Source organism: Stenotrophomonas sp. STEN030 (assembly GCF_056759995.1).
Genome location: NZ_JBRREB010000001.1, coordinates 85,211 through 103,218 on the forward strand (window position 1 = coordinate 85,211; position 18,008 = coordinate 103,218).

An 18,008-nucleotide genomic window follows, 5' to 3' on the forward strand; every position below is an offset into this window, starting at 1 on the left:
CCAAGACGCTGCCAAAGGGTGCGCCGTGCCACACTATCGGCAGGAAGTACCGGTCGGCCCTGATTTTGAGGGTACGCCGGCAACATTCCCGGCATGAAGTGTGTACAACAACACTATCGTTCAGGGGGACGGCATGATGGACCGGCAGCTGCTGTCATCGACAGAAGACATGCTGCATTTGTTCTCGGCGGCACTGGAACAGATCGGCAATGGCGTGATCCTGTTCGACGACGCCAACACCATTCTGTACGTCAACCATGCCATGGAAGCCATTTCCGGCTGGTCCCGCGCTGAGCTGCAGGGCAAGAACCTGGGCACGCTGGCACCAGCCAGCATGCGCGAGCGCTACAACACCCGCCTGTACCCGGGCGACAGCAACCGCGTGCAGGAGCTGGTCGCCGATCCGCACGACATCCAGATGATCCGCAAGGACCAGAGCACCTGCTGGATCAGCGTCACCCTGTCACAGATTGCCGACGGCGAGCGCAACATCCGCATGGTGCTGGTCAGCGACGTCACCGCGCGTCGCCTGGCACAAGCGCGTGAGCGCTTGCTGTCATTGGGCTTCGATGAAACCCAGAGCGCGGTGCTGATCACCGATGCCGAAGGCCGTATCGTGCATCTGAACAAGGGCTTCCGGCGCCTGTTCGGCTTCCTCGACGCCGAGGCGATGGGCCAGTACGTGCCGACGCTGCTGGCACCGGACAGCTATTCGCCCGAACAGTTGAGCGCGTACACCGCGCGCCTGCTGGCCGGGCAGCCGATCCGCGCCGACGAGCGGCTCTACCGCAAGAACGGGCAGCCGCTGTGGTGCTCGGTCAGCACCAACCCCATCTTCGATGACTACGGCACGCTGGTGAACCTGGTCATCGTGCTGATGGATATCACCCGCACCAAGGTGCACGAAGTCCTGCAGCACAAGATGCTCGATGCGATGGTGCGCGAAGTGCCCACCGCCGAGGTGATGCAGATGATGTGCCTGGAGGTGGAGAAGATCGCCCCACAGGTGCTGTGCTCGGTATTGCGGGTTGAAGACGGGCGGCTGCGCCATCTGGCGGCGCCCAGCCTGCCCGAGGCCTACATCCGGCTGGTGGACGGCGTACCGGTGGGGCCCAAGACCGGCGCCTGCGGCACCGCCGCTCACTGCGGCCAGACCGTCGTCAGTCGCGACATCGCCACCGACCCCAACTGGGAAGGCATCAGCCATCTGGCCCTGCAACATGGCCTGGCCGCCTGCTGGTCCACCCCGATCAAGGCCAATGATGGCCGCGTGCTTGGCACCTTCGCCTTCTACTACCGGCAACCCTACGATCCGGACAGCTTCCACCATCGTCTGGTCGAGGTGATCGTGCACCTGTGCGCGCTGGCACTGGAGCGCGAGGAGGCGCGCAACCGGATCCGCCGGTTGGCGTTCTACGACGACCTCACCGGCCTGCCCAACCGCAGCCTGCTGCACGCACAGGCCGACCAGGCCATCACCGCCGCCAACCATCACGGGCAGACAATGGCGGTGATGTTCATCGATCTGGATCGCTTCAAGCAGATCAATGACTCCTTCGGCCATCCCGGCGGCGACGAGCTGCTGCGCACCGTAGCGCGACGCCTGCAGGAAGAAACCGGACCGATGGACATCGTCGGCCGGCTCTCCGGCGATGAATTCGTGGTGATCCTCAACCGCTGCGACATACCCACGGCCAGTGAGCGCAGCGAACGCATCCTGCGCACGCTGGGCCTGCCGTTGGCGCTGGGCGACCTGGAGATCCGGCCCTCGGCCAGCATCGGCATCAGCATCTTTCCCCATGACGGCAACAACATGGATTCGCTGCTGCACCATGCCGACGTCGCCATGTACCAGGCCAAGCACAACGGTCGCAACCGCGTACGCTTCTACAGCAGCGAGATGGACGAGTGCGCGCAGGAACGCATGGCGCTGGAAGCGGCCCTGCGTGAAGCGCTTGAACAAGGCCAACTGCAGCTGCACTACCAACCGCAGATCGAAATCAACAGCGGGTGCCTGCACAGCGTCGAAGCGCTGGCGCGCTGGCAGCATCCACGTCTGGGCAGCGTGCCGCCGATACGTTTCATCCCCTTGGCCGAAGAGGCCGGACTGATCGGCGACCTCGGCCAATGGGCCTTGCGTGAGGCCTGCCGGCAGCTGGGGCGCTGGCGTCAGGAAGGCCTGGAGGTGCCGTCGGTGTCGGTGAATCTGTCACCCACCAACTTCCACAGTGAGGCGCTGCCGGACTGCATCTGCCAGATCCTGCAGCAGGAGTCGTTGAACGCTGACGACCTGATCCTGGAGATCACCGAAGACGTCTTGCTTGATGGCGACCCGATCACCCTGCAGACGCTGCGGCAGGTGCATGCGCTTGGCGTACGGCTGTCGATGGATGATTTCGGCACCGGCTATTCCAGCCTCAGCTACCTGCGCCAGTTGCCGATCAGCGAACTCAAGCTGGACCGCAGCTTCGTGCGCGGCATTGAAGGCGACAAGGTTGCCAGCGCCTTGACCCAAGCCATCGCCCACATCGGCCAAAGCCTGCAATTGAAGGTCGTTGCCGAAGGTGTGGAGAGTCTGGAGCAACTACGCCTGCTCGGCGCGCAGGGCTACCAAATCGCGCAGGGGTTTCACTTCACCCCGGCATTGCCCGCACCAGCCTTGGCCGATTGGGTGCGCGAGCATCTGCCGGTGGCGGTGTTGGTTTAGGCAAGCACCGCAGTGCCGAACCATGCTCGGCAGAAGCCTTCCCAGCAGCGCATATGGCAGCGCTGCAAGCCGCGAAGCGGGCATGGCACTGTAGTGCCGAGCCATGCTCGGCAGAGGCCTTCCCAGCAGCGTATCCGGCGGCGCTGCGAGCCGCGAAGCAGGCATGGCACTGTAGTGCCGAGCCATGCTCGGCAGGAGCTTTCCCGGCAGCGCATCTGAGCACCACATCAAGCCGCGATACGAGCGTGACACGAAAGCAAGGAAACCTTTGCTTCCAGTTGCCGGTTGTCAGCTCCTAGCCCTTAGCCACAACCGCCAAGGTCAGCCGCGAAATACACACCGGCTTGCCGGCCTCGTCTTCGATGCGGATCTCCCACACCTGGGTAGTCCGACCCACATGCAGCGCGCGCGCGGTACCGGTAACCAACCCGCTGCGCGCCGCACGCAGATGGTTGGCATTGATCTCCAGACCGACACAAACCTGTTGGGTCGGGTCCACACACAGATTGCCGGCGCTGCTGCCCAAGGTCTCCGCCAGCACTACCGAGGCACCGCCATGCAGCAGACCGTAAGGCTGCTTGGTACGCGCATCCACAGGCATCGTTGCCTGCAGCCAATCATCGCCAGCGGCGGTGAAGACAATGCCCAGATGATCGATCAAGGTGTTGCGGCTCAACTCATTGACCAACTGCAGGTCAACCGGCGCACGGAATACTTGGCTCATTGCAGCTACCTGTCTGGAAAAACAAAAGCGATCAGAGGATGGGGACCAGCCCCGCGCCGAACGCGGTCAGCATGCGCACCAGCACCCACTTGGGGCCGACGTCGACTTCCGGGAAGTCACCAACCGCGGTGTAGCAGTTGTGGAAGTTCGGGTCCTGTCGCCGCAGCGGCTGCGGACAATCCGGGCCCGGCTTGAAGGCGTAGTCGGTGGCATAGCGCCAAGGCCAGAAATCCAGGATCGGCAGCGCCTCGGAGGCCTTGCCGATGCTGTAATTCAGGCCGGACAACACCGGCGGCTTTTCGCGTGGCGCCACCACCCAGGAGTTGTCGGGGTGCACGTCACGCAGGATGCTCTGCGCCAGCTGTTCGGCAAAGGCCGGGTCCTCGATGATCACCGCGCCTTCGGTGTTGTAGTTCTCGCTGCGCGGATCGAAGTTGTGGGTACCGATCACGCCAATGCGGCGGTCCACCACCAGCGACTTGGCATGCAAGCCCATGCGTGCACCACGACGGGTAACCGGCAAGGGCCGGTTGACCGCACGCGTACCCAGGAACGACGGCCGGGTTTCGGTACGCAGCACCTCACGCTCGACCTCGCTGCCATCGGCACTGAGCCGGCGCCCGGAACCGCTGCCGCGCACATTGCTGCCAGCCGCGCTGCCGCCAATCACCCGGTTGCGGGTGGGTGGGGCGGTTGGTTCACCGTCCAACGGCGCCGGCAACAGCTGCGTGTAGTCGATCGGCGCATCCAGCGGGAACGGCTTGTATTCGTAGATGTTGAAGCCCAGTTCGCGCAGATTGCGGCGTTTGTACTTGTACGACAGCGCATAGACGATGGGGTTGTCGGTGGCCGCCAGACTATTGGTCGATACGACTACCCGCGGCGGCGTTTCGCGCTTGCGCAGGTTCTTGAACAGCTCCTGCGCGGGCTTGGACAGCACCAGATAGGGCGTCTGCAGCAGCACCTCGGTCTGCGCCTGCGAGATCAGCGCATCCAACTTGGGCTCGGTCACATGCTGGCCGTTGAGCGGCTGTGCCTCGCGTTCACGGCGGTGCTTGCGTGGCAGGTCGGCGACGTAGCTGACCGCGCGCACCGGCAAAGCAGTGTCGACAAATGCCTGCTCGATGAAATCCGGGTCGGAGGCTTCCGCATCCACCCGCGCAATGCGGTCCGGGCGCCGGAAAGCCGCCTGCGGCAATACCGGCACACCTTCGTTCAACAAGGTTTTGCCGACATCGTTCAGGCGCTCGGCCGGCACGCTGCGGCGCGCTTCCCAGAAGGCCTGGAAGTTGGCCGCCATCTCGCGCGCCTCCGGCCCGGCCACCACCACGTCACGGTCTCGGAAGTTGTATTCGCTATCCCAGTCGTAATAGTCGTCCTGGTAGTTGCGGCCACCCACCATGCCGATCACATCGTCGATCACCAGCAGCTTGTTGTGCATGCGCTGGTTGAAGCGGCGGAAGCAGCACAGCACGCTGCCTGCATAGTCGAAGTAGTTGAGCTTGGCCTTGCCGAACGCCGGGTTGTAGACACGCAGCTCGAAGTTGGCATGCGCGCCGGACAAGGCACCCAGCATCTGCAGGTCGGAGATCGCCGAGAGCTGATCGATCAGCACCCGAACCTTGACCCCGCGCCGGGCCGCGGCCAGCAGCTCGTCGATCACCATCCGCGCACTGTCGTCGGTATCGAAAATATAGGTCTGCAGGTCTACGCTGCGGGTGGCGCTGCGGATAAGGTTAAGCCGCGCTATCAGCGACAGCTCACCCTCGTCGACGATGGTGGCGTAGTGCCGCGGTGCCTGCGCGGTGGATTCGGCGATGGCCTTGCCACCGAGCGCACGCAGGGGCGAATCCAGCGCGCAGCGATCAGGCTGGTCACAGTCCACCACGGTGGAACGCGCGGCCACGGCAATGCCTTCGGCACGCTCGCGCTGCTGATTGGACAGCGAGGCACAACCGCTGGCCAGCAGCAGCGCCAGCACCGGTAAAAGACGAATCACAGCTTTCACGTTTTGGGGGCGCCCACCAGGCGTGTACGCAGTACGAATATCACTCGATCACTCAAGGCCATCTGCCAGCTATCCATGCCATATCGGCCGCGCAGGATGGTACCGCGGCTGACGAGGTCGCAATCATAGCCGGGCCGCGCGCATTCAGGCTTTGCCAGGCGCATCACTTCGGGACGGCTGATGCCACGGATCGACAAGCGCCCCTGTACATCGCCGCCGGTTTCGGTCAAGCGCGGGTCGTAGGGGTCGGAGTCGAACTCCACCACCGGATAGCGCGCCGCATCAAAAAAGTCCTCGCCGCGGATCCAGCCGGTGTAGCGCGGCCGCTCCGGGATCTCCACATACTCGGTGAACATGCGCAGCCGCACCTGGTGGCGGCCATCGGGCAGCACCGTGATCCAGCCCTCGAAGCGCGGGAAAACCCCCTCCACCTTCTGCCCGAAGCGGGTACGTATTTCAAAACCAAAACGGGAGTGTGCCGTGTCGAAATGCAATGGCTCGGCCGCAAGGGCCGAGCCAGCGAGCATCAACAGAATCAGCAGCAGCCCATACCGCGCCACCGCCATGGAATCAGGGCCACCAGAATGCGGTCAACTTGGCGATGCCCGGTTCGATCGGTGAGTCCTTCGGCAAGGACAATACCGCGACCGATGCCGGCGGCATGCCGCGGTAATCACCGGTCTGGCCGCTGTTCAACAACGCCACCAGCTGCTCAAGCCCAGGGTTGTGGCCCACCACCAGCACGCGCTCCACCTCATTGTGCTCGTCCAGCAGTGCCGCCAGGGTACCCGGTGCGGCGTCATAGATGCGTTCTTCCAGGCGCTGCTCGACGTAACCGGTACGCTCCAGCACTGCCTCCAGGGTTTCGCGGGAGCGCCGCGCCGGCGAGCACAGCACCCGGTCCGGCACCAACTTGTTTTCCTGTAACCAACGGCCGGCAGCCTCAGCCTCAGCCAAGCCATGCGGTGAGAGGGGCCGGTCGAGATCGGCTTGGCCATTGGCCGCCGGTTCGGCATGGGCATGTCGCAGCAGGATCAATTCACGCATGGTCGGTTAGTACTCCTGATCAGACCTTGTTCAACCACTTGAGCAGCGGCTCCCAGTCTTGCTGGTGCTCGCGTACCTGTGCAGAGTGATAGTCGAACAGGCTGCGCCCAAGCCCGACCATCACCACATAACTCTGGCTGTCACGCAGCTGCGTGACAACCTCATACGGCCAATCGGCCAGCATCTGCCTGGCCTGTTGCGAGGTCTGCGTCCACGGCTTGGTGCGGTTGAGCACCAGCCCCACCGGCACCGCCCGTGAATGGATGCGCTTGATCTTGGACAGGCTGTTGAGGAAGCCGACGATGGCCTCGATATCCAGCGCCGAGGGCAACACCGGCACCACCACCGCATCGGCGATGTCGATGAAGCGCTCCAGGTCCTCGCCATAGGCACCGGCCGGGGCATCGATGATGACCTGCTCGGCGCCGTCGGGGATGAGCTTTTCCCAGTTCTTCTTGCGGTGCACATCCACCGGCAGCACGGCGCTGTCCAGAATTGACCGGCGTTGTGCCCAGCGGGTGCTGGAGCCCTGCGGGTCGGCATCGGCGATCACCGTTGCCTTGCCGGACAAGGCCGAGTGTGCGGCCAGATGGGTAGCGATGGTGGTCTTGCCGACACCGCCTTTGGAGCCGGCTACCAGAATCGTCTTCATGCACGCCTCGTTTCCGCGGGACTTGTCCGCAGCGTACACCGGCCCGCGTTACCAAAGGTAGTCATCCGGTGAGGACGCCGCCCCGGCAAGGCCTGCGGCTTTGCTATCGTGTCGCCCCCGGCATTGGAACCACCATGAGCGAGCTGCAGGACCTGACCGCACTGATCCGCGCCAACACGCCGCTGATCGTCATCGAAACGCAGGATGAGACCCGTATCGTGGGTCTGTTCCGCGAGGCCTTGATGCATGTGTGGCGGTCGCTGTACCGCTGGTCGATCACCGAGGGCCTGCGCCGCATCGACATGGACCGCGAGGACGAGGCAGTCGGCCCACCCGATGCCAGCGCCGCCCTGCGCATGATCCAGGAGGCCGACCAGCGCGGCATCTACCTGCTGCTCGATTTCCACCCCTACCTGGGCTACGCCAGCCACCAGCGCCTGCTGCGCGACATCATCCAGCGCCGCCACAGCCAGCCGCACGTGGTGGTACTGGTCGGCGCCAAGGTCGAGCTGCCGGCCGAGCTGGAAGCCTTGGCCACCCGCTTCAACCCACGCCTGCCCGACGCCAACGCGCTGCTGAAGATGCTGCGCGAGGAAGCGGCCAGCTATGCCCAGGAGAACGGCGGGCGTCGCGTCGAGGTGGACCAGGAGGCGGCGCAGCAGATCCTGCGCAATCTGCGCGGGCTGAGCATGACCGACGCCCGTCGCATCGCCCGTCAGCTGATTTTCGCCGATGGCGCCCTGCAGGCCGACGACCTGCCGCAGCTGGCCAAGCTCAAGTTCGAGCTGCTCAACCGCAGCGGCCACCTGCATTACGAATACGACTCGGCCCGCTTCAGCGACGTGGCCGGCGCGCGTCGGCTCAAACGCTGGATCGAGCAGCGCCGCGCGGTGTTTGTCTCCGGCAACGCCCCGCCCGGCTTGGACCCGCCCAAGGGCATGCTGCTGCTCGGCGTGCAGGGCTGCGGCAAATCCATGCTGGCCAAGGCCACCGCCGCCGGCTTCGGCGTACCGCTGCTGCGGCTGGATTTCGGCACCCTGTACAACAAGTACCACGGCGAGACCGAGAAGAACCTGCGCGACGCGTTGGCCTCGGCCGAGCAGCTGGCACCCTGCGTGCTGTGGATAGACGAGGTCGAGAAGGGGCTGGCCAGCGGCGGTGAGGACGGCGGCGTATCGCGCCGCGTACTCGGCTACCTGCTGACCTGGATGGCCGAGCGCAAAGCGCCGGTGTTCATCGTCGCCACCGCCAACCAGGTGCAGGAGCTGCCGGCCGAACTGCTGCGCAAGGGCCGCTTCGACGAGATCTTCTTCGTCGACCTGCCCTCGCCCGACACCCGCGTCGAACTGCTGCACCTGCACCTGCAGCGTCGCCAGCTACAGCCGGATCTGTTCGCCCTGCCCGCCCTTGCTGCTGCCAGCGATGGCTTCTCCGGTGCCGAGATCGAGCAGGCGGTGGTCGCCGGCCTGTACGCCGCCCATGCCGAACAGAAGCCGCTGGATACCGAACTGTTGATGGCCGAGATCCGCAATACCCGCCCGCTGTCGGTACTGATGGCCGAGCAGGTGCAATCACTGCGCGACTGGGCGCGCGAGCGCACCGTGCCAGCGGACTGAGGCCGCCCGAAGGTTCCGCAGCAACCCAAGGGTGAGCTACACAAACGGCGCAGTCACGCTGTTTGTAGGAGCGGCGTAAGCCGCGAAGCACGCACCGCATCAGATGCGATGCCACCACTGCGAAGGACTTCAGCATGGTCGGCTTCGCGGCTTACGCCGCTCCCACAAGCAGAACCGTGCCCAGCCAAGCGTAGCGCAAGCGCGAACAAGCGATCTCGCCCGCCAAAAACGTAGCAACAGCTCTCGCTGGCAGCGCGTGTTGTGCTCTCAAAGCCACGAAACATGCAGGACTGTGGGCAATCGGCCTCCCGGATGCGCTGCGCTTACCCGGGTTGCGGCACAACTGCCAGCCTCAGATCTCAGGCGGGGCCGGCTTCCAGTCTGCCGGTGGTTGCAGGGGAACTGCATGCGCCAACGCCACCCGCTCGAGCGCCGGCAGCTCTCCCTGCGTCTTCACCCAGCTCATGTAATCGGCCAAACGCACTTTGTGGTTCGCCTCGCTGCCGTCACCCAACAGCTTGCCCACTTCCAGGCTCAACCATGTCAGCTGGCGAGCGCGTGCCTGCCAATGCTTTTTTGCCGCATCCGCAGGCTCGATCTCGGCCATGCGACTGGCTCCAATCAATGCCAGCATCATGGAAGAACTATTGGCCATGACCCCGAATAGATGGCGGCACTGCGCCGCCCGCTCCTGACCGGCATCCTTGCAGGCCTGCAGCGCCGCACTCACCGCAAACGGCGCATGCACCGCTGCTGCTGCAGAAAGATGCAGCAGACGATCATCCCGCACACTCGATAGAGGCCGATCACTTGCAGCCAGCGCTGCATTGGTGGCTATCACCGCCGTCCATGACTGCTCACTGCTGGCTTCATCCAGCAATCCGATCAACCCCATCAACGGGTCCCGGTATTGCGTGGCCTTGCCTGCACGCTGCCAGGCACGCTCCGCGCCGATCCGATCCTTGCGGCGCTCAGCCAGCTGCATCAGCAGCAACTGGCTGCCCACATCGTCGACATCGGCAGTCTCCAATGTGGTGCGTGCCTCCTCCACATCCACATCGCACGGATTGGCATGAATGCAGTAGTTGATGGCAGCCTGGGCAATCAGCGGATCCGTCGCACCCGTTCGCACCGCACGCGCAAACCAGCCTTCAACCTCTGCCGAGTAGGCAAACTTGCCGCTGGCCAGCTCCAAGCGCAATGGCGCCAGCACCCAAGCCGCATACAAGCTGCGCGGCTGACCACTGGCGGCAAGTGAACGCCCTAACTGCAAGCGTGCTTGATCCCAGGCGTCGTAGCTACCCGGCGATGGCCTTGTCGCGACATCCGTACCTGTACCACCCGACTGCGCCGCCGTGGTCCCCGTCACTGCCAGCAAGACCAAACCTACGCCTAATAACCAAGTCCTGCGCATCCTGCTCTCCTGTTTTTCCGTTGCGGCTGCATCCTATCCCAGCCGATCAAGCACCCAGACCCAAGCCGGCAAGGTGACCAATGACAACACAATGCCATAACCCACCATTGCCGCTGCCAATCGCGGCGCCAGCCGATGCGAAATGGCCAGCGCGGCGGCAGTGATCATGGTCGGCATTGCCGTCTCCAAGACATTGACACGCAGCATTTCGCCTTGCAGGCCAAACGCCCACGACAGTGGCAGTGCTGCTGCCGGTAGCACCAGCAGCTTGAGCACCAAGCCAACACCCAAGGGTGCCAGTTCAGCGCGCGACAGCCGCAGCTGGATCGTAAGACCCACCGCCAGCATCACCAGTGGCAGCATCGCGTCGGAGACATTCTTCAGTGCCCCGGCAATCCACGCAGGCGGCGTTGCCGGCATCACCAACAGGGCGAAGATCAGTGCCCACAGCGGTGGGAATCTGGCGATGCGCAGCAGGATCTGGGCGGTGCTGGGCGGGCTGTCGCCGCTGTAGCGCGCCAGCACATACAGACCGAAGGTGGACAGCATCACGAAGGTGCCGAACTGGTCGTAGACCACCGCATACGGCAGAGCATGGTCACCCAACAGCGCGCGCACCATCGGGTAGCCGATGAAGCTGGAATTGCACAGCGCCACGCATAGCAGCAACACCGCATGCACCTGCCGCTGGAAACCGAACAGGCGCGTGGCCAGGCTTACCAAGGCCAGGGTCAGCAGCATCAACAGCCACGGCGTGAGCATGATGCCGATCAACGAGGCATCCAGCTGCAGGCGGGGCACGTAGGTAAGCACCGCCGCCGGCAGGCAGATGTACAACACCACCTTGTTGAGTACGTCGGCGGCGTTGTCCGGGAACACCCGCAAACGGGCGAACAGCATGCCCAGCGCGAGCATGGTCAGGATCAGTGCGAATGCGTCGAATGCCATGATGCAAGCATGTGCAGGACTGCCCCGCAGGGGGAATCAGCGCCGGCTCAAAACCTCCCGTCGCAGTAGCATCGCGCCAGCCGCATGCTGCATCGCAGCAATGACCTTACGGCCAAGCCGGCGGATTGGCTGCCCACGCCTGCTGTACCTGGGCCAGCTGCAAACGTTCGGCATCGCTCCATGACGGCAACAGCTGCGGATAGGCCGTGGTTTCCGTCCATTGCCCCGGCTCGGTGCGCACGGCTGCCGCATACCAGGCCACCGCTTCGTCCTTGCGATCCAACTTCCACAGCACCAGCGCCAGTGTTGGCGGCAGCCATGACGGATTGCCGCGGGTCGCTTCGGCCGCCTTGGTCCAGTGGTCGAGTGCGTCCTGTGCATCGCCCCGGCGATACAGATCCCAGCCATGATTCCAACGCAGACCACGGGCTTGCACGGAGCTGTCTGCGACCGAGGCCAAAGCCTCCTGGTACAGCTTGGACCCCAGCTCATCGCGGCCATCACGGTAGGCGATGCTGGCCAACTGGGCAGTGGCTTCCACACCCTTGCGGCCACGCTCGCGCAGCTTCATCAGCTGATCCACCACGTCTGCCTGTTCAGGCGGCACGGCGTGGATCGGCTTGGCCGCCACATCGTCATCGAAATAGAACTCGTTGATCTTCGGCAGGCTCTCCGCCTGCACGTTTGCAACAAACAGGCCCGCCAGCAGCAACGCGCCAGCGACCATGCGCTTTGTAACCCCCATGACTGCAATCCCCATCAAACAGTTATCCCCCACCCGGCCCCGATCCTAACCGCTCCGGGCGCTACGCGCGACGGGTTACAGGGTGATGAAAGCCCCCACTGCTACAATCCGCGGCTGCCACCGGCGCCGCCGGCTGGCATCCGCCAGCCGTTTCCGCAATGGGCCAGCCATGACCAGCACTGCCGAACTTACTTCGCCTGCCTCCGCCAACGACCCGCTGATCGGCGTGCGTGATTCCGATTACACGTTGGAGCACAAGTACACCCGCACCGATGGCCGCATCTACCTGAGCGGCGTGCAGGCCTTGGTACGCCTGCCCTTGATGCAGCAGCAGCGCGATATCGCGGCCGGGCTGAATACCGGTGGCTTCGTCAGCGGCTACCGCGGCTCGCCGCTGGGCGGCTTCGACCTGGAGCTGTGGCGCGCGCGCAAGCACCTGGAAGCGGCCAAGGTGAAGTTCGTGCCGGGCCTCAATGAAGACCTGGGCGCAACCATGGTCTGGGGCACCCAGCAGACCAACCTGTTCCCCGGTGCCAACGTCGATGGCGTGTATGGCATGTGGTACGGCAAGGGCCCGGGCGTGGACCGCTGCGGTGACGTGTTCAAGCACGCCAATGCTGCAGGTGCCTCGAAGCATGGTGGCGTACTGGCGCTGGCCGCCGACGACCATGCCTGCCGCAGCTCCACCCTGCCCCACGGCAGCGAAGAAGAATTCGTCAGCGCGATGATGCCGGTACTGAACCCGGCCGGCGTGCAGGACATCCTCGACATGGGCTTGGTCGGCTGGGCAATGAGCCGTTACACCGGGCGCTGGATCGGCTTCAAGACGATTGCCGAAACAGTGGAGTCCTCTGCCTCGGTGGACGTCAACCCGTTCGCCCGCCAGATCATCCTGCCGGAAGACTTCGAGATGCCGGCCGCCGGCCTCAACATCCGCTGGCCGGACCCGCCGATGGAGCAGGAAATGCGCCTGCACCGTTATGCGGTGAAGGCGGCACAGGCGTTTGCCCGCGCCAACGGCATCGACAAAGTGGTGATGGATTCGCCGCAGGCGCGGCTGGGCATCGTCACCACCGGCAAGAGCTACCTCGACGTGCTGCAGGCGCTGGAATACCTGGGCCTGGACGAGAAGGCCTGCGCCGACATCGGCATCCGCGTGTACAAGGTCGGCATGACATGGCCGCTGGAACCGCAGGGCATCGGTGAATTTTCCCGCGGCCTGCAAGACATCGTCGTGGTGGAGGAGAAGAAGGCCTTCATCGAGCGGCAGATGAAGGAATACTTCTACAACTGGCCGGCCAACTGGGGCGCGCGCCCGTCCATCGTCGGCAAGTACGACGAGCAGGGCGAGTGGATCCTGCCGTCCACTGGCGAGCTGACCCCGGCGACGATTGCCGGCGTGATCGGGCGCCGCATCCAACGTTTCTTCAATACCGAATCGATTGAAGAGCGTCTGCGCTGGATGGACGTCAAGGAAGCCGAGATGGCGCTGCCGCGCGCGCAGTTCCCGCGCGTGCCGCATTACTGCTCCGGCTGCCCGCACAACACTTCCACCAAGGTGCCGGAAGGCTCACGTGCGCTGGCCGGCATCGGCTGCCACTACATGGTGACGTGGATGGATCGCGACACCGACACCTTCACCCACATGGGCGGCGAAGGTGTCACCTGGGCCGGGCAAGCCGCGTTCACCGACACCGAGCACGTGTTCCAGAACCTCGGCGACGGCACCTATTTCCACAGCGGCTCGCTGGCGATCCGCCAGGCCATCGCCGCTGGCGTCAACATCACCTACAAGATCCTCTACAACGATGCGGTGGCGATGACCGGCGGCCAGCCGGTGGACGGCACCCTGACCGTGCCGCAGATCGCCCACCAGATGCGCTCGGAAGGCGTGCACACCATCGTGCTGCTGTCCGATGACATCGCCAAGTGGAAGGCGCGTCGCCACGAATTCCCTAGCGATGTGGAGTACCACGACCGTGCCGAGCTCGACGCCGTGCAGCAGCAGCTGCGCACGGTGAAGGGCACCAGCATCCTGATCTACGAACAGACCTGCGCCACCGAGAAGCGCCGTCGCCGCAAGCGCGGCAAGATCGTCGACCCGGCCAAGCGCACCATGATCAACTCGCTGGTCTGCGAAGGCTGCGGTGACTGCGGCGAGAAGAGCTTCTGCGTGTCGGTGCTGCCGAAGGAAACCGAATTCGGGCGCAAGCGCGACATCGACCAGTCCAACTGCAACAAGGATTTCACCTGCACCACGGGCTTCTGCCCGAGTTTCGTCACCGTGCACGGCGGCCAGCTGCGCAAGGGCAGCAAGAGTGGTTCGGCCAGCTTGCTCGACAATCTGCCGGCGCCGACCTTCCGCACCGATTTCTCGCAGCCCTGGAACATCCTGATCACCGGCGTCGGCGGCACCGGCGTGGTGACCATTGGCGCACTGCTCGGCATGGCCGGCCACCTCGAAGGCAAGGGTGCCAGCGTGCTCGACCAGACCGGTCTGGCGCAGAAGGGCGGTGCAGTCACCACCCACATCCGCATCGCCAACAGTCCGGCCGACATCCACGCGGTGCGCATCGCTGCCGGTGAAGCCGACCTGGTGCTGGGCTGCGACATGGTGGTGGTCAACGACTACTGGGCGCTGTCCAAGGTGCGCGGCGAGCGCTCGCAGGTGGTGCTGAACACCTACGAAGCCATGCCCGGCACCTTCACCACGCATCCGGACATGCAGTTCCCGGCCGCCGACATCATTGCCGGGGTGAAACTGGCACTGGGCGGTCGCGACCCGATCCTGCTCGATGCCACCCAGCTGGCCACCGCCCTGCTCGGCGACGCGATTGCCTCCAACCTGTTCATCCTCGGCTTCGCCTGGCAGCAGGGCTTGGTGCCGCTGTCGCTGGAATCGCTGATGCGCGCGGTGGAGCTCAATGGCGCCGCTGTCACCATGAACCAGACCGCGTTCGCCTGGGGCCGCCTGGCCGCGATCGATCCGCAGGCCGTGCAGCAGGCCGCCGGCCTGGTCCGCAACGCGCCCACCGATGCCGAGCGCAAGCCGGCCGCGCTGCGTGAACTGCCGCCGGGCGAATGGGAAGGCAACGAAGCAGGCGCACCGTCTGCACCGCGCAACCCCGGCAACGAGCCGGATGTCCGTGGCCTGCCCGCCGCCAGCCAGACCAGTGGCGAGACCGCGTTCGCATCGCTGGACGATGCGCACCTGTCGCGCTCGCTGGACGAGTTGATCGCCCGCCGCAGCAGCTTCCTCACCGATTACCAGGATGCCGCTTACGCCAATCGCTATCGCACGCTGATCGATGCCGTGCGCAAGGCCGAGCAACAAGCGATCCCGGGCAGCACCGCATTGAGCGAAGCCGCCGCGCGCTACTTCTTCAAGCTGATGGCCTACAAGGACGAATACGAAGTCGCCCGCCTGTACACCAGCGGCGACTTCGCCAAGCGTGTGGCAGAGAAGTTCGAAGGCGATTACCAGGTGCGTTTCCACCTTGCCCCGCCGCTGTTCGCCAAGCGCGACGAACAGGGCCAGCTGCAGAAGAAGGAATACGGCCCGTGGATGTTCAAGGCCTTCGGCCTGCTGGCCAAGTTCAAGGGCCTGCGCGGCGGCCGCTTCGACGTATTTGGTTACACCGAGGAACGTCGTGGCGAGCGTCAGCTGATCAGTGACTACGAGAAGACCCTGCAGGAACTGATCGGCTCACTCGACGCACGTCGCCTGACGTTGGCGGTGGACATCGCCAGCATCCCCGAACACATCCGCGGCTACGGCCACGTCAAGGAAGCGCACCTGCACGAAGCCAAGGCGCGCGAGGCCACGCTGCTGGCAACCTGGCGCAACCCGAAGGCGCTGCATATCGTGCAGGCGGTCTGAGAAGGCAACGGATAGGTTGCTTATGCGCAATGCAACCTATGGGTTGCATTGCGTAAATGAAAGCTATACGTTGCATTTGCGATAGGCAAGGTATAGCTTGCCTACATCGCCTTCCGGATGCCCCCTATGAGCGGCAACAGCCATCCCATCCGTGTCGCCCATCAGTTGGGCCCGTTGATGCGGGCATTCCGCAAACAGGCCGGGCTCAGCCAGGCCCAGCTCGCCGAACGCCTTGGCATCACCCGCCAGGCGATCACTGCGCTGGAACGGGAACCCGAAGCGGCCACCTTTGAACGCTTGATGCGGGTGTGGGCCGAACTCGGGCTGGAATTCTCCCTGCAACCGCGTCCACAGGACGCCTCATCCACCACCATGGAGTGGTGAGCCATGAGCGAACTGCGCGTATGGATGAACGGCGCAGAGGTGGCCTCCTGGCAGGAGCACACGCGCACGGGACCACGGCTGACCTATCTGCCCTCGTGGCTGGCATCCGAACAGCCTCGTCCACTGTCATTGTCATTGCCGCTGCTTCCCACTGGTGAAAGCCACCGTGGCCAGGTAGTCACGGATTACTTTGACAACCTGCTGCCTGACAACGAAAACATCCGCAAGCGCATCCGCGATCGCTTCGGGCTGCAATCGGCAGACACGTTCGATCTACTGCAGGAAATTGGTCGCGATTGCGTGGGCGCAGTGCAGTTGCTTGCTCCTGACAGAGCACCAGAGGATATCCACGGTGTTCGCGCCCTGCCGCTGAGCGATGCCCAGGTGGGCGAACGCCTGCAGATGGTCACCAGCACCGTGCTGCCGGGGCAACATGTAGATGACGAGTTCCGCATCTCCATTGCCGGTGCGCAGGAGAAGACCGCTTTCCTTTGGCACGACGGGCAATGGTGCGTGCCCACCGGCAGCACACCCAGCACGCATATCTTCAAGCTGCCGCTGGGTCTGGTCGGCAATATGCGCGCGGACATGCATGCATCGGTCGAGAACGAATGGCTGTGCATGCAACTGCTGGCTGCATTCGGCATTCCCGTCGCGAATACATCGATGGGGCAGTTTGGCGAGCAGCGTGCATTGATCGTTGAACGCTTCGACCGACGCCTGGCCCGCGATGGCCGATGGTGGCTGCGCCTGCCGCAGGAAGACATGTGCCAGGCATTTGGGCTGCCATCCACGCGCAAGTACGAGAGCGACGGCGGCCCCGGCATCGTGCAGATCATGGAACTGCTGCGCCAGTCCATGCAACCGCAGGACCGCGCCACCTTCTTCAAAACCCAGATCCTGTTCTGGTTGCTGGCCGCAACCGATGGCCACGCAAAGAATTTCAGCATCCATATTGAAGCTGCAGGCCGCTTCCGGCTGACGCCCGCCTATGACGTGCTTTCGGTGTATCCGATCCTGGGCGGCGGACCAAACCAGTTGGCTCCGCAGCGCGCAGCATTGGCGATGTCGGTAGCGGGCAAGAATCGGCACCGCCAACTGCTGCGCATACGCCGCCGCCATTGGAACCAGACCGCACGTGCATGTGGCGTCGCCGAAGGCGCAGAGCCATGGATCGCGGAACTGCTTGAACGTATCGAGCCCGCGATCAATGCCGTGCAGGCACTTTTGCCTGCTGGCTTTCCGGAGCATGTGGCGACGGCGATTTTTGACGGCCTGCGGCAGGCGGGGACGCGGCTCGCGGAGATGCCGGAGAACGATTGAAACGAGATTCGCGCATTCGTGTGTTCAATCAGTAGGCTACTGGAATCAAAGAAAATTGATCAACGTATTGGCAGCCTGACCAACACCGAGGCATTCAACCCTGCCACCCTGTATCCGAACTACGGCTTCTTCTGGATGACCAGAATGCTCAGGTCAATCGCACCGTCAGGAACCGTGGCTCTCCATGACTGCTTAGCGCCCTGAATCGGCTCAAGTCTTGTCCGCATGATCACCCCAGCAAGGCGTGATGCTACTTCAGGAAACGCTTCATCCACCGCCTGCAGCAGCCATCCTTGCGGATTGCTCTTCCGAAGCTCAACCAGCTTCTTTTTATCACCCCTGGTGATGGTGTACAGAAACAAAGGCAATGTGATCTCCTGCGGTGGTAGGGGAAGCAAGAGTCAACTGATAAACAACGCTGAAGGGTGACGATAGACGTGGATCGACACCCGTCAGCTGGAGTGAATATATCACTACGAAGCCCGCCCCTAAAACCCAACTCTGACCCATGTTTTCACCGCCTAATGAGCACTCACGGTTCGTGTTGGCCATCAAGTGAT

14 protein-coding genes are annotated in these 18,008 nt (G+C 63.9%); 5 read left to right on the plus strand and 9 right to left on the minus strand.

Annotation, left to right across the window (positions count from 1 at the left end):
- The first annotated feature begins 133 nt into the window (after positions 1 to 133).
- The gene (locus tag ACVOLR_RS00400) at positions 134 to 2,707 is read left to right on the plus strand and encodes an EAL domain-containing protein (protein WP_481534683.1); all 2,574 of its coding nucleotides are present in this window, start codon (positions 134 to 136) and stop codon (positions 2,705 to 2,707) included.
- Positions 2,708 to 3,002: 295 nt separating this feature from the next.
- On the opposite strand, the gene ACVOLR_RS00405 is transcribed toward ACVOLR_RS00400, so the two are convergent.
- Genes ACVOLR_RS00405 through ACVOLR_RS00425 form a run of 5 tightly spaced genes read right to left on the minus strand, consistent with a single transcriptional unit; the run spans position 3,003 to position 7,138 of the window.
- Positions 3,003 to 3,431 (minus strand): hotdog fold thioesterase, encoded by a 429-nt coding sequence (locus ACVOLR_RS00405; RefSeq protein ID WP_481534684.1) that lies wholly within the window; start codon positions 3,429 to 3,431, stop codon positions 3,003 to 3,005.
- A gap of 31 nt (positions 3,432 to 3,462) precedes the next feature.
- Positions 3,463 to 5,430: a phospholipase D family protein gene (locus ACVOLR_RS00410; protein WP_481534685.1), complete on the minus strand. Its 1,968-nt coding sequence runs from the start codon at positions 5,428 to 5,430 to the stop codon at positions 3,463 to 3,465.
- Positions 5,431 to 5,435: 5 nt separating this feature from the next.
- Positions 5,436 to 6,005, minus strand: a complete 570-nt coding sequence (locus tag ACVOLR_RS00415; protein ID WP_481516976.1) for a YceI family protein — start codon at positions 6,003 to 6,005, stop codon at positions 5,436 to 5,438.
- A gap of 4 nt (positions 6,006 to 6,009) precedes the next feature.
- Positions 6,010 to 6,486, minus strand: a complete 477-nt coding sequence (locus ACVOLR_RS00420; RefSeq protein ID WP_481534686.1) for a SixA phosphatase family protein — start codon at positions 6,484 to 6,486, stop codon at positions 6,010 to 6,012.
- Between the two features lie 19 nt (positions 6,487 to 6,505).
- On the minus strand, positions 6,506 to 7,138 hold the full coding sequence (locus ACVOLR_RS00425) for a nucleotide-binding protein (protein WP_481534687.1): 633 nt from the start codon (positions 7,136 to 7,138) through the stop codon (positions 6,506 to 6,508).
- Positions 7,139 to 7,272: 134 nt separating this feature from the next.
- Between ACVOLR_RS00425 and ACVOLR_RS00430 the strand changes: the two genes are divergently transcribed.
- A complete protein-coding gene (locus ACVOLR_RS00430; protein ID WP_481534688.1) occupies positions 7,273 to 8,754 on the plus strand; it encodes an AAA family ATPase in 1,482 nt (493 codons plus the stop codon).
- 352 nt (positions 8,755 to 9,106) lie between these two features.
- Here the strand turns inward: ACVOLR_RS00430 and ACVOLR_RS00435 are convergent, their stop codons facing one another.
- The 3 genes from ACVOLR_RS00435 to ACVOLR_RS00445 all read right to left on the minus strand — a co-directional run bounded on the left by ACVOLR_RS00435 (position 9,107) and on the right by ACVOLR_RS00445 (position 11,861).
- Positions 9,107 to 10,168 (minus strand): hypothetical protein, encoded by a 1,062-nt coding sequence (locus ACVOLR_RS00435; protein ID WP_481534689.1) that lies wholly within the window; start codon positions 10,166 to 10,168, stop codon positions 9,107 to 9,109.
- Positions 10,169 to 10,201: 33 nt separating this feature from the next.
- On the minus strand, positions 10,202 to 11,116 hold the full coding sequence (locus tag ACVOLR_RS00440) for an AEC family transporter (protein ID WP_481534690.1): 915 nt from the start codon (positions 11,114 to 11,116) through the stop codon (positions 10,202 to 10,204).
- Positions 11,117 to 11,222: 106 nt separating this feature from the next.
- Complete coding sequence (locus ACVOLR_RS00445) at positions 11,223 to 11,861, minus strand: tetratricopeptide repeat protein (protein WP_481534691.1); 639 nt, start codon at positions 11,859 to 11,861, stop codon at positions 11,223 to 11,225.
- A 169-nt stretch (positions 11,862 to 12,030) separates the two neighbouring features.
- Here ACVOLR_RS00445 and ACVOLR_RS00450 point away from each other — a divergent pair, with 169 nt between their 5' ends.
- The 3 genes from ACVOLR_RS00450 to ACVOLR_RS00460 all read left to right on the plus strand — a co-directional run bounded on the left by ACVOLR_RS00450 (position 12,031) and on the right by ACVOLR_RS00460 (position 17,448).
- On the plus strand, positions 12,031 to 15,741 hold the full coding sequence (locus ACVOLR_RS00450; RefSeq protein ID WP_481534692.1) for an indolepyruvate ferredoxin oxidoreductase family protein: 3,711 nt from the start codon (positions 12,031 to 12,033) through the stop codon (positions 15,739 to 15,741).
- Between the two features lie 126 nt (positions 15,742 to 15,867).
- Positions 15,868 to 16,125 carry a helix-turn-helix domain-containing protein gene (locus ACVOLR_RS00455; protein WP_481534693.1) on the plus strand — a complete coding sequence of 86 codons (258 nt, stop codon included), beginning with the start codon at positions 15,868 to 15,870 and terminating at the stop codon, positions 16,123 to 16,125.
- Between the two features lie 3 nt (positions 16,126 to 16,128).
- Complete coding sequence (locus ACVOLR_RS00460) at positions 16,129 to 17,448, plus strand: type II toxin-antitoxin system HipA family toxin (protein ID WP_481534694.1); 1,320 nt, start codon at positions 16,129 to 16,131, stop codon at positions 17,446 to 17,448.
- A 119-nt stretch (positions 17,449 to 17,567) separates the two neighbouring features.
- Here the strand turns inward: ACVOLR_RS00460 and ACVOLR_RS00465 are convergent, their stop codons facing one another.
- Positions 17,568 to 17,816: a hypothetical protein gene (locus ACVOLR_RS00465; RefSeq protein WP_481534695.1), complete on the minus strand. Its 249-nt coding sequence runs from the start codon at positions 17,814 to 17,816 to the stop codon at positions 17,568 to 17,570.
- Between the last annotated feature and the right edge of the window lie 192 nt (positions 17,817 to 18,008).

Bases quoted from the DNA above. Each gene is read 5' to 3' on its own strand.
- ACVOLR_RS00400 (WP_481534683.1), top strand. From the start codon at position 134: ATGATGGACCGGCAGCTGCTGTCATCGACAGAAGACATGCTGCATTTG.
- ACVOLR_RS00405 (WP_481534684.1), bottom strand. From the start codon at position 3,431: ATGAGCCAAGTATTCCGTGCGCCGGTTGACCTGCAGTTGGTCAATGAG.
- ACVOLR_RS00415 (WP_481516976.1), bottom strand. From the start codon at position 6,005: ATGGCGGTGGCGCGGTATGGGCTGCTGCTGATTCTGTTGATGCTCGCT.
- ACVOLR_RS00420 (WP_481534686.1), bottom strand. From the start codon at position 6,486: ATGCGTGAATTGATCCTGCTGCGACATGCCCATGCCGAACCGGCGGCC.
- ACVOLR_RS00425 (WP_481534687.1), bottom strand. From the start codon at position 7,138: ATGAAGACGATTCTGGTAGCCGGCTCCAAAGGCGGTGTCGGCAAGACC.
- ACVOLR_RS00430 (WP_481534688.1), top strand. From the start codon at position 7,273: ATGAGCGAGCTGCAGGACCTGACCGCACTGATCCGCGCCAACACGCCG.
- ACVOLR_RS00435 (WP_481534689.1), bottom strand. From the start codon at position 10,168: ATGCGCAGGACTTGGTTATTAGGCGTAGGTTTGGTCTTGCTGGCAGTG.
- ACVOLR_RS00440 (WP_481534690.1), bottom strand. From the start codon at position 11,116: ATGGCATTCGACGCATTCGCACTGATCCTGACCATGCTCGCGCTGGGC.
- ACVOLR_RS00445 (WP_481534691.1), bottom strand. From the start codon at position 11,861: ATGGGGGTTACAAAGCGCATGGTCGCTGGCGCGTTGCTGCTGGCGGGC.
- ACVOLR_RS00450 (WP_481534692.1), top strand. From the start codon at position 12,031: ATGACCAGCACTGCCGAACTTACTTCGCCTGCCTCCGCCAACGACCCG.
- ACVOLR_RS00455 (WP_481534693.1), top strand. From the start codon at position 15,868: ATGAGCGGCAACAGCCATCCCATCCGTGTCGCCCATCAGTTGGGCCCG.
- ACVOLR_RS00460 (WP_481534694.1), top strand. From the start codon at position 16,129: ATGAGCGAACTGCGCGTATGGATGAACGGCGCAGAGGTGGCCTCCTGG.